10 protein-coding genes are annotated in these 11,400 nt (G+C 72.1%); 2 read left to right on the top strand and 8 right to left on the bottom strand.

The window, feature by feature from the left end; all coding sequences use genetic code 11:
• Positions 1–3: 3 nt before the first annotated feature.
• The 6 genes from J2X59_RS04305 to rplU all read right to left on the bottom strand — a co-directional run bounded on the left by J2X59_RS04305 (position 4) and on the right by rplU (position 4,791).
• Positions 4–204, bottom strand: coding sequence for a hypothetical protein (locus J2X59_RS04305; protein ID WP_058728434.1), 201 nt, complete (start codon positions 202–204; stop codon positions 4–6).
• A gap of 44 nt (positions 205–248) precedes the next feature.
• Positions 249–1,514: a glutamate-5-semialdehyde dehydrogenase gene (locus J2X59_RS04300; protein WP_326495820.1), complete on the bottom strand. Its 1,266-nt coding sequence runs from the start codon at positions 1,512–1,514 to the stop codon at positions 249–251.
• 235 nt (positions 1,515–1,749) lie between these two features.
• Complete coding sequence (gene proB / locus J2X59_RS04295; protein ID WP_326495819.1) at positions 1,750–2,568, bottom strand: glutamate 5-kinase; 819 nt, start codon at positions 2,566–2,568, stop codon at positions 1,750–1,752.
• 7 nt (positions 2,569–2,575) lie between these two features.
• On the bottom strand, positions 2,576–4,093 hold the full coding sequence (gene obgE, locus J2X59_RS04290; protein ID WP_066653172.1) for a GTPase ObgE: 1,518 nt from the start codon (positions 4,091–4,093) through the stop codon (positions 2,576–2,578).
• 123 nt (positions 4,094–4,216) lie between these two features.
• Complete coding sequence (gene rpmA, locus J2X59_RS04285; RefSeq protein WP_022905368.1) at positions 4,217–4,468, bottom strand: 50S ribosomal protein L27; 252 nt, start codon at positions 4,466–4,468, stop codon at positions 4,217–4,219.
• Positions 4,469–4,482: 14 nt separating this feature from the next.
• The gene (gene rplU / locus J2X59_RS04280; protein ID WP_066653169.1) at positions 4,483–4,791 is read right to left on the bottom strand and encodes a 50S ribosomal protein L21; all 309 of its coding nucleotides are present in this window, start codon (positions 4,789–4,791) and stop codon (positions 4,483–4,485) included.
• Between the two features lie 178 nt (positions 4,792–4,969).
• On the opposite strand from rplU, the gene J2X59_RS04275 reads away from it, so the two are divergent.
• Positions 4,970–5,257 (top strand): DUF4031 domain-containing protein, encoded by a 288-nt coding sequence (locus J2X59_RS04275; RefSeq protein WP_326495818.1) that lies wholly within the window; start codon positions 4,970–4,972, stop codon positions 5,255–5,257.
• A 557-nt stretch (positions 5,258–5,814) separates the two neighbouring features.
• On the opposite strand, the gene J2X59_RS04270 is transcribed toward J2X59_RS04275, so the two are convergent.
• Positions 5,815–6,801 carry a hypothetical protein gene (locus J2X59_RS04270; RefSeq protein ID WP_326495817.1) on the bottom strand — a complete coding sequence of 329 codons (987 nt, stop codon included), beginning with the start codon at positions 6,799–6,801 and terminating at the stop codon, positions 5,815–5,817.
• A gap of 1 nt (position 6,802) precedes the next feature.
• Positions 6,803–9,961, bottom strand: a complete 3,159-nt coding sequence (locus J2X59_RS04265; RefSeq protein ID WP_326495816.1) for an Rne/Rng family ribonuclease — start codon at positions 9,959–9,961, stop codon at positions 6,803–6,805.
• 333 nt (positions 9,962–10,294) lie between these two features.
• Between J2X59_RS04265 and J2X59_RS04260 the strand changes: the two genes are divergently transcribed.
• Positions 10,295–10,903 (top strand): vitamin K epoxide reductase family protein, encoded by a 609-nt coding sequence (locus tag J2X59_RS04260; protein ID WP_311205892.1) that lies wholly within the window; start codon positions 10,295–10,297, stop codon positions 10,901–10,903.
• Positions 10,904–11,400 lie beyond the last annotated feature (497 nt).

The following is an 11,400-nucleotide window of genomic DNA, read 5'->3' as shown; positions in this document are numbered from 1 at the left end:
GTGTCAGAGCTTGGTGTGACCGAACTCGTCGACACCCGTCTCGTGGTGGCGGGTGGCCTCGAACTTGTGCGAGTGACGGTACGCGACGTCGCGGAAGCTCCAGGTGACGAACCCGAGGAACGTGAAGAACAGCGCGCCGCACATCGGGAAGACGAACGCGGGCACCCCGGAGGCGTGCTCAGCAGCTTCTGCGAGGAAGGTCATCGGTCCGGTGCTCCGTTCGATCGGGTGGGAAGTCGCGGCCCAGTCTAGCCGCGGATCTGTCCGTGCCCGCGCACGATCCACTTGGTGCTGGTGAGCTCGGGCAGTCCCATCGGGCCGCGCGCGTGCAGCTTCTGCGTCGAGATGCCCACCTCGGCGCCGAAACCGAACTCGCCGCCGTCGGTGAAGCGCGTCGACGCGTTCGCCATCACCACCGCGGAGTCGACCTCGGCCAGGAAGCGCTCGGCCGTGTCGACGTCGTCGGTCACGATCGACTCCGTGTGGCGCGTCGACCACCGCGCGATGTGCGCCATCGCCGCGTCGACGTCGGGTACGACCCGGATCGACAGGTCCAGGTCCATCGACTCCGTCGCCCAGTCCGCATCGGTCGCGCGGAGCACGCCGGGGACGATGGTCCGGGTGGCGTCGTCGCCGCGCAGGGTCACGCCGGCGGCTCGGAGGCGGTCCGCCAGCACCGGCAGCAACCGCTCGGCAGCCGCCTCGTGCACGAGCAGCGTCTCGAGGGCGTTGCAGACACTCGGCCGCTGGACCTTGCTGTTCAGCACGATGTCGACCGAGCGCTCCAGCGGTGCCGACGCATCGAGGTACACGTGCACCACGCCCGCACCGGTCTCGATCACGGGCACCTGCGACTCGGTCACGACGGTCTGGATGAGCGAGGCACTCCCCCGCGGCACCAGGACGTCCACGAGCCCGCGAGCACGCATCAGGTCGGTCGCCCCCTGGCGCCCGAACTCGTCGATCGTCTGCACGAGGTCCGCCGGCAGCCCCACCGAGGCCACCGCCCCGCGGATGCGCTCGACCAGTTCGGCGTTGGTGCGCTGCGCTGCCGATCCGCCACGGAGGACGACGGCGTTGCCGCTCTTCAGCGCGAGCGCGGCGATGTCGACGGTCACGTTCGGGCGCGCCTCGTAGATGGCCCCGACGACCCCGAACGGCACGCGGACCTGGGTGAGCTGGAGTCCGTTCGGCAACCGAGACCCGCGGACGAGGTCGCCGACCGGGTCCGGCAGTCCCACCACGTGCTCGACCGCCCCGGCGAGGGCGTCGATCCGTGCGGTGTCGAGGCGCAGGCGGTCGAGCAGACCGGAGGAGAGCCCGCCGTCCTCGCCCGCGACGAGGTCTCCGTGGTTCGCCGCGACGATGGCGTCCGTCCCGGCGCGCAGGGCGACCGCGACGGCGCGCAGTGCCTGGTCCTTGACCGCCGTGGTCGCCGTCGCGAGCGCCGTCGAGGCGGCACGCGCCGCGACCAGCTTGTCGGTGAGGGTGGGGGCGGTGACGATCGGCGACATGGTCCGATACTAGGTCGACCGCCGGGCTCGTGACGCTGGTGGGGTCGCAGCTGTGGGGACGGCCGGGAGGCGCCACTCGGGTGCAGGAATCCGCTCACGCCCGCGGGTGCCCGGTACCGCTCGCGATCGTGCCGCCAGGGCGGGGCGTGCCGCGGCGTCTCGACCGAACGCCGACGTCTCGACCGCAGGCCGACGTCGCGGGCCGGCACCGTGCCTCCCGGCCGACCGACCCCCGTCAGCGCCGCGGCGCCGCGTGGAACCAGGTGCCGACGTGCTCCCCGGCCAGTGCCCGGTCGACGAGCGCGGTCCCGGTGACGAGCACCGACGTCCCCGCCTCGGCCGCGAGCCGGGCCGCGGCGACCTTCGTGCCCGCTCCGCCGGTCCCGACGCCGGCCGCCCCGACCGACCCGAAGGTCACGCCGGCGAGCTCGTCACCGAACGGGACCTCGTCGATGGGCTCGGCCCCCGGGTGCTCCGGCGGACGGGTGTAGAGCGACGCGACGTCGGACAGCAGCACGAGCGCGTCGGCCCCGAGGAGCCGCGCGACGAGGGCCGCGAGCCGGTCGTTGTCCCCGAAGCGGATCTCGTGGGTGGCGACCGTGTCGTTCTCGTTGACGATGGGGAGCACCCGCAGCGCGAGCAACCGGTCGACCGCCCGCTGCGCGTTCACCCGGTGCGTCGGGTTCTGCATGTCCCCCGCGGTGAGGAGCACCTGTGCCGCGACGATGCCGTGCCGGTCGAGCTCCTTCTGGTACCGGAACATGAGCACGTTCTGCCCGGTCGCGGCCGCTGCCTGCTGGGTCGCCAGGTCCTCGGGGCGTCCCTCGAGCCCGAGGAACGGGAACCCGGTGGCGATGGCACCGGAGGACACGAGGACGACCTCGGTGCCACGCGCATGTGCCGCCGCCAGGGCGTCCACGAGCGCGGCGATCTGCCCGGTGTTGTCACCGCTGACCGACGACGACCCCACCTTGACGACGAGCCGGCGCGCACGCGGCACGTCCTGCCGCCGGCTGACGGGCCCGAGTTCGGTGCGTGCGCGCGCGTCGGTCATGCGTCGGTCAGTCCTGGTCGTCCCGGTCGTCGTCGGCCCACAGGCCGGACACGCGCTCCTGCTCGAGCTCGGCGCGCGCAGCCGCCTTGGCGTCCATGCGCTCGAAGTACTCCTCGCGGCGCTCGTTGCGCGTCGGGCGCGACGATCCGCCGACGCGGGCGTCCGTGCCGCGGGCGCTCGTGATGAGCTCGGCGGTCGACGTCAGCGTGGGCTCCCAGTCGAACACCATGCCGCCGTCCCCGCCGATGACGACGGTGGACCCGGCGACCGCTCCGGCCTTGAACAGGCCGTCCTCGACGCCGAGCTTCGCGAGCCGGTCGGCCAGGTAGCCGATCGCCTCTTCGTTCGTGAAGTCGGTCTGGGTGACCCAGCGCTCCGGCTTGTCGCCCCGGACGCGGTAGAAGCGGTGCTCCTCGCCGCCCTCGGCGCGCACGGTGAAGGGCTTCTCGTTGACGGCCTTCGGGCGGAGGACGATGCGCTCCTGCTCGGGCGCGGCGGGACGATCGGCACGCGCCTGCTCGACGACCTCGGCCAGGGCGAACGTCAGCTCGCGCAGACCCTTGCGGGACGCGGTCGAGATCGGGAACACGCGGTAGCCGCGCTCCTCGAGCTCGGCGGTGACGAAGTCGGCGAGCTCGGCTGCCTCGGGCACGTCGACCTTGTTGAGCGCGACGAGCTGCGGACGCTCGAGGAGCGGGGTCTGGCCCTCCGGCACCGGGTAGCGCTCCAGCTCGCCGAGGATGACGTCGAGGTCGGAGAGCGGGTCGCGGCCCGGGTCGAGCGTGGCGCAGTCGATGACGTGCAGGAGCGCCTCGCAGCGCTCGACGTGCCGGAGGAACTCGAGGCCGAGGCCCTTGCCCTCCGACGCGCCCTCGATCAGGCCCGGGACGTCGGCGACGGTGAAGCGGACCTCGCCCGACTCGACGACGCCGAGGTTCGGCGTCAGGGTCGTGAACGGGTAGTCGGCAATCTTCGGCTTCGCGGCGGAGATCGCGGCGATGAGCGAGGACTTGCCGGCGCTCGGGAACCCGACCAGGGCGACGTCGGCGATCGTCTTCAGCTCGAGGCTGACGTCGCCGGTCCACCCCGGGGTGCCGAGCAGCGCGAAGCCGGGGGCCTTGCGCTTCGTGGTCGCGAGCGCGGCGTTGCCGAGACCGCCCTGACCGCCGGGGGCCACGACGACGCGCATGCCGGGCTCGGTCATGTCGGCGAGGACCTCGCCGTCCTCGTCGTGCACCACGGTGCCGATCGGGACGGGGAGCTCGAGGGTCTCGCCGCTGACACCGCTGCGCATGTCGCCCATGCCCGGCTGGCCGTTCTTCGACGAGCGGTGCGGCGAGCGGTGGTAGCCGAGCAGGGTCGTCACCTGCGGATCGGCGACGAGGACGATGTCCCCGCCGTCACCGCCGTTGCCGCCGTCCGGGCCGGCGAGGGGCTTGAACTTCTCACGGCGGACCGACACGCAGCCGTTGCCGCCGTTCCCCGCGGTGAGGTGCAGGGTCACGCGGTCGACGAAGGTCGCCATGGGTCCACTCCTGGTTCTGGCTCGAGCGCGCGGACGGTACCGCGGCGCTCGAGGTCGTGCACGAAAGAACGGGAGGGGCGGGCACGTGGCCCGCCCCTCCCGCAGAGTCTGTCGTCGCTGGTGTTACGCGTTGACGATGTTGACGACCTTGCGGCCGCCCTTGGTGCCGAACTCGACCGAACCGGCCGAGAGGGCGAACAGCGTGTCGTCGCCACCGCGGCCGACGTTGGCGCCCGGGTGGAAGTGGGTGCCGCGCTGGCGGAGGATGATCTCGCCGGCGTTGACGACCTCGCCACCGAAGCGCTTCACGCCGAGGCGCTGTGCGTTCGAGTCACGACCGTTGCGAGTGGAGCTCGCACCCTTCTTGTGTGCCATCTTCTACTCCCGCCTTACGCGATCGAGGTGATCTTGACACGGGTGAGCTCAGCGCGGAAGCCCTGGCGCTTCTTGTACCCGGTCTTGTTCTTGAACTTCTGGATGACGACCTTCGGGCCGCGGAGGTCCTCGAGCACCTGGGCGGTGACGGTCACGTTCGCGAGCTCGGAAGCCGCCGACGTGATCTTGTCACCGTCCACGAGGAGCACCGGGGCGAGGTCGATGTTGCCCTTGTCGTCGGCCTTGGCACGGTCGATCGTGAGGATCGTGCCGACCTCGACCTTCTCCTGACGGCCGCCGGCGCGCACTACTGCGTAAACCACGTGGAATTCCTTACGTACTCTGCTTGAGGGAAGTCTCGGGTGCCCACTTCTGCACGAGCGGCTCCCGGAGGCCGGGCCCGATCGGCGACGCAGGCAGAACGGCCCGCTGACACCAGGGATCGAGAATACTCGATCCCCCCGGGTCCGGTCAAACGGCGACACACGTACGATGACTCGCGTGACCGTGCTGATCGACCCGCCGACGTGGCCCGCCCACGACACCGTCTGGTCGCACCTCGTCAGTGATGCATCCTACGACGAACTCCACGCCTTCGCCGAACGGGCCGGGATCCCCCGCCGCGCGTTCGACCACGACCACTACGACGTACCGCGTTCCCGCTACGACGAACTGGTGGCTGCGGGCGCGACGGCGGTGACCGGGCGCGAGCTGGTGCTCCGGCTCATCGCGAGCGGCCTGCGGGTGGCGCAGCGCGACAAGCGCGGTCGGGACCGGCACACGCACTGACCGTCCGCGCAGGCCGCGCGGACGGTCGGCGACGCGCTCCCTCCGTGGCGCGTCGCACGGGTCCGCGGCGCGACGGCCGGGAGGCGCGCCCCGCCGCCGCCACGCAGCGTCGCGCCCGGTGGACCACCCGGCAGGACGCGGGGTCGCCGCGGTCCCGTCGGCCCTGGCACGACGATCGATGCGACCCGCCGTAGCGTGCGGTCGGCGGCCGGCTGCCACAGCGGACGGCAGCAGCGGGAGGCCGGGCGCCGGACGCCGGACGCCGGCAGCCGCCGGTCGCCGGCAGCCGCCGGCCGGCGAGCGGCAGTGTGGCGGCGCTGTCGTCGTCCGCACGACGTCGAGCACGTCGAACCGCGTGACGGCGTGGCGCGAGGTGCTTCCCGGTGGTCAGCAGCAGCTCGCGCCGTGCGGTCGGCACGGTTCGGCGTCCGGCGGTCCGGCGGTGCACGGGGTGGCCGGGCGGGGTCGAGCGAGCCGACGACGGACGCCCGGAGCCGGGCTCCCGCCGGTGGCTGTGTCAGCGCACCGGCGGTGCCCGGCGACCGAGCGTGTCGGTGTCAGCGCGTCGGCGGCGTCCAACGGTCGTCGGGCCGCTGCACGGGCGGCTGGCCGGCGGCCTGCTGGGATCCGGACGGCTGACCGTACTGCTGCTGCTGCTGCTGCGCACCGTAGGGCTGCACGGCGGGCTGCACGGTCGGCGCGGGCACGGCGTCCGCAGGACGGACCGTCCCCGGTCGTCCGCCCGTCGGCCCCTGCCCCGGGCGTCCTCCCCGTGGACGACCCAGCCAGAGCCACGCCACGGTCGACGTCGCGAGGAGCATGAGGGTGAAGGGGATGCCGTTCTGCAGGGGCCCGGTGAGGACGTCGATGACGAGCCGGGCACCCGACCCCGTCCGGACCGCGGCGTAGGACCCGGTGAAGACCCCGACGAGCGCAAGGGCGACCGTCCCCGCGGCACCGGCGAGCACGGCACGGAGGAGCACCGTCGGCAGCGGACTCCGCCGCGCGATCGGCGTGAGGAACGCGAGGGCCGTGAACGCTCCCACGTAGAACGGGAACGGCGAGGCGAACACGCCCGACACGAAGCTGCCGAGCAGGCTCGCCCCGGTGCCGTACGTCGAGAAGGGGTGCACGACGAGGGACGCCCCGAGCAGCCCGAGGACGCCGGACACCACCTCGACGAGCACGACGGACACGACGGCGATGAGGGCCCCCGTGACGTTGGCGACCGACGCTCCGGGTGCGAACGCCCGGCGCGGATCCGCGGTCCGGGGCGGCCGTGACCGCACCCGGCCCTGCTGGCCGTACGGCTGTTGGCCGTCCTGCGGCTGGCCGTACGGCTGCTGACCGTACGGCTGCTGACCGTCCTGCGGGCGGCCGTACGGCGGCTGCTGCTGGCCGCCGGGTTGCTGGCCGACGTGCTGCTGGCCGGGCCACGCCGGGCCACCGGGCTGGCCGGCCGCGGGCGGTGCGGGCTGCGACCAGCCCGCACCGTAGTACCCGCGGTCCTGCTGCCGACCGTTCGGGTCGCCCGCGTGGGTCACGTCAGTTCCCCACGATCACGGCGCCGTCGTCCTGCCCGTCGTCGTCCGAGGACGCCGGTGCGCTGATGCTCGGCGACGACACACGGCGCGACCGCGATCGGCCCTGCCCCGGCTGCTTCGGCTCCGGGAGGGCCTGCAGCACGGAGTCGAGGAGCGACTCCGCGTCGTCCCGGACCGGACGCGGCTCACGCTTGGTCACGGCCACCGGGATGTCGAGGATCGCGACGGTGTTCTCGGTCGGGGTGACGGGAGCGCTCGAGCTCACGCGGCGACGGGTCGGCGCGGTCTTCGCCGGAGCGGCATCCTGCGCGGACGGCTCGGGAGCGGACCCCTGCAAAGGGGCCTCCTGTGCGCCAGCGGAACCCGCGCGGCCGGAACGGTGCTGGACGGCCTCGTCAGTGTCGCGCACGGCGGACCCGCGCTGCTCGCCGCCGTGCTGTTCGGCATCCTGCTCGTCGGTACCGCGCTGCTCGGGTGCAGCACTGCCGGCACCACGACCGCCACGACGGCGGCGTCGCTTCGACCCGGACGACTGCTCGCCGTCACGGTTGCCCGCACCACCGGCGTCCTCCGCGCCACGCTCCGGCGCGGACACCGGCGACGGACCGGACGCTGGTGCATCGGCCGAGGCGGAGACCGCGGCCTCGGGGTCCGGGGTCGCCGCGCCGCCGCGCGGCGACGCCACGCCGGTCACCGGTTCGCCGGACGACGCCTCGTCGTGGGGCAGGGTCGAGGCCGCGATGCGGGACAGCGCGTTCTTGACGTCCTCGGTGATCTGGTGCGCCTGCGACGACTGGCCGGTCGACCCGTTGCCGGAGCCCCCGTTGCCCGAGCCGCCGTTGCCACCGTGCCCGTTGCCTCCCTGGCCGTTGCCGTTGCCGTTGCCGTTGCCACCGGTCGAGCCGCCGTTGCCGCGGCCCTTGCGGCGCCCCTTCGAGGGCCCGGGGTCCGCGTTGTTGTCGTTGACCTTGGCGTTGACCTCGTCGAGCGACTCACGCAGCCCGACGCCGATCTTCTTGCGGGTCATCTGCACGAGGCCGAGCGAGGTGACCTCGGCCACCTGGTGCTTCGTGCGATCGCGGCTCAGGCACTCGACGAGACGACGCAGCACCAGGTCGCGGTTCGACTCGAGCACCATGTCGATGAAGTCGATGACGATGATGCCGCCGATGTCGCGCAGGCGGAGCTGTCGGACGATCTCCTCGGCCGCCTCGAGGTTGTTCTTGGTGACGGTCTCCTCGAGGTTGCCGCCGGAGCCGACGAACTTGCCGGTGTTGACGTCGACGACCGTCATGGCCTCGGTGCGGTCGATCACGAGCGAGCCACCCGAGGGCAGCCAGACCTTGCGGTCCAGGGCCTTCTCGATCTGCTCGTTGAGGCGGTACTCCTCGAACGAGTCCGGGCCGTCGTAGATCTCGACGCGGTCCTTGAGGTCGGGCGCCACGGCGTCGAGGTACTCCTCGATGGTGCCGCGCGCGGCCTCGCCGTCGATGATCAGCTTCGTGAAGTCCTCGTTGAAGACGTCACGCACGATCTTGACGAGCAGGTCCGGCTCCGAGTGCAGCATGACCGGGGCGTGCCCGTTCTGCACCTTCTTCTGGATCGCGTCCCACTGGCTGGTCAGGCGCTGCACGTCGCGCGTGAGCTGTTCCTCGGTCGCACCCTCGGCAGCGGTGCGGACGATGACGCCCGCGTGCTCCGGCAGGACCTCCTTGAGGATCTTCTTCAGGCGCGCGCGCTCGGTGTCCGGCAGCTTGCGCGAGATGCCGTTCATGGAGCCGTTCGGCACGTAGACCAGGTAGCGACCCGGCAGCGAGACCTGCGAGGTCAGACGGGCACCCTTGTGCCCGACCGGGTCCTTGGTGACCTGCACGAGGACCTTGTCCCCGGGCTTGAGCGCGGCCTCGATGCGTCGGCCGTGGTTGCCGGTGTCGACCGAGTTCCAGTCCACCTCGCCCGCGTAGAGCACGGCGTTCCGACCGCGGCCGATGTCGACGAAGGCCGCCTCCATCGAGGGCAGCACGTTCTGCACCTTGCCGAGGTAGACGTTCCCGATGAGCGAGACGTTGTGCGACTTGGTGACGTAGTGCTCCGCGAGGACGTTGTCCTCGAGCACGCCGATCTCGATCTTCGACGAGCTCGACCGGACGATCATCTGGCGGTCGACGCTCTCGCGGCGCGCGAGGAACTCGTCCTCGGTGATGACCGTCCGACGACGACCGGCGTCACGGCCGTCGCGGCGACGCTGCTTCTTCGCCTCGAGGCGGGTGGATCCCTTGATGCGCTGCGGCTCGGTGATGAGCTCCGGCTCGCGGCGGCGCGGCTCCTGGTGGTCGCGCGGCTCGCGGACGCCGCGCTCCTGGCGGTCGGCACTGCTCCCGCGACGACGCGAGCGACGGCGGCTGCCGCCCTGCTCGTCGTCCTCGTCGTCGTCCTCGTCACGCGCAGCGCGCGCCGGCAGGGCCGGCAGGTCCGGCAGGACCGGCGCGTGGAAGATCAGGCTGAGGGTGCTGGTCGCCTTCGGCACGAAGGGCTCGTCCGCCTCGGGAGCAGATGCGGGCTCCGGCCGGGAGGCACCGCCCACCTCGACCGCGTCGGTCGCCACCGCGGAGGACGCGTCGTCCGCCGTGGTCGCCCCGTCCGGGTCGGCTGCTGTGGTCGCAGCGGGTGCGTCCGCGACCGTGCTGCGCTCGATGCCGGCTGCACCGCCGTCCGACGACGCCTCGACGACGGGCTGGCTGCCCGTGACCGTCGAGACGTCCTGGGGCTCAGCCGCGGCGGCCGTGACGTGCTCGACCGCGACCTCGACGGCGTCGTCCGCCGTCGCCGTGTCCGTCGACGCAGGGGTCGTCGGCTCGGGGGTCGTCGGCGCGCTGCCCGTCGCTCCGGTGTCCATCGCTTCGGTGTCCGTCGCTTCGGCATCCGTCGCGGCACTGTCCGACGGCACGTTGTCCGGGGTGACCGGACCGTCGACCGCAGCGGTCTCGTCGGTCGGCGCGTCGTCGGTCACGGCGACCGTCTCGATGTCGCTGGTGTCGGTGTCGACGTCACCACGGGCCTCCTGGCCGGTGGACCGGGCGCGACGGCTGCCGAACAGGCGGCCACGGCGCTTCGGTGCGACTTCTTCGTTGTTCGGGTTGTCGGTGTTCTGCTCCACCATGGATCTGGTGCACTCCTCGGCCCCACTCGCGTCCTGACGGACGGCGGGAATTCTGTGGTTGTCACGGGTGGCGTCCACGCCCCCGTGTTCGTTCTCGTGACCGGTGTTCGTCGTCCCGGCGTGCGGTCCGGTGTCGTTCCGTGTCGGACACCCGGCCCGACCGGCTCGGCATCGGATGTGACGCGAGTCCCGGTCACGGCGCGCTCTCACCGCGCCTGATCGTCCGGGCTGCGCCCGGAAAGCTCTCTCGCCGCACGGATCGGCCGCGCGACTGCTGTCATTGTCGCACGAGGTGCCAGGAAAGGTCCGGAACGGACATGCGATGATGACGCCGTGAGCACGAGCGCAACCACGCCCCGCCGCCCGGTCGCGATGGCGGTCTTCCTCATCGTCACCGGAGCAGTCGGCCTCTTCGCCGCGTTCAACCTGGTGCTGGACGAGTTCGCGAAGTACGAGAACCCGTCGAAGGCACTCAGCTGCGACGTCAGCCCGTTCGTGAACTGCTCGCAGGTGATGACGAGCTGGCAGGGCTCCCTGTTCGGGTTCCCGAACCCGCTCCTCGGCGTGATGGGCTTCGTCGCCCCGATCGCCGTCGGGGTGATGCTGCTCGCCGGCATGCGGAACGGTCACCGCTGGTTCTGGGTGCTGTTCAACGCCGGAGTGTTCCTGGCGTGGGTGTTCGTCACCTGGCTCTTCACGCAGACCGTCTGGGTCATCGGCTACCTGTGCCCCTGGTGCCTGCTCGTGTGGACCGTGACGATCCCGATGTTCTGGATCTTCACGACCTGGAACGCGGCGCAGGGACGCTTCGGCGCCGGGCTCCAGCGGGTCGGGCGCTCGCTGCTGCCCTACTCGTGGGCGCTCGTGCTGGCGAACTACGCCGTGATCGTGGTCAGCATCCTCATCGTGTTCCCCCGCGTGCTCTCGACGCTCCCGTTCTGACGCCGCGCTCGTGACGGGCGTCCCGGCCCGCCTGACGCTGCCGCGTCGCTCCGGGTGAGCCCTTCCCGGCTCGCCGAGCGGGCCAGATCCGTCACGCTCGACGTTCTCCGGCGACGAGTCGTGCCCTCGCGCGGATCGCCAGCGGCGTGTCCTGCCCGCTCGGGAGGGCCGTCGGATCGGTCCTGATCGGCACAGCACGCTCGGATCGTCTCAATGGGCCGGGTTCCAAGGCTGCGACGCTCGGATCCGGGTACTGCCTGCGGTGCGACTACCAGGGACTCAGGACTCGCGAGCACTTCGTCCCATCACAGCTGCAATCGGATGACGATCCGCTCGTGGGAGGACGAAACGAACGACCTCCTACGCGCGGAACGACCTCCCACGCGCGGAACGGTCTTCCACGCGCGGAACGGTCCCCGTAGCGCGCCCCGGGCAGCCCGGGGACAGCGCTCGTCCCCGCGCTCCCGGATCGGGAGCGCGGGGCCGAGTGCGGCGGG

It is taken from the genome of Curtobacterium sp. 260 (genome assembly GCF_030803485.1).
Taxonomy (GTDB): domain Bacteria; phylum Actinomycetota; class Actinomycetes; order Actinomycetales; family Microbacteriaceae; genus Curtobacterium.
The sequence above is the reverse complement of the archived record's forward strand: the minus strand, read 5'-3'. Positions and strand labels throughout refer to the sequence as shown.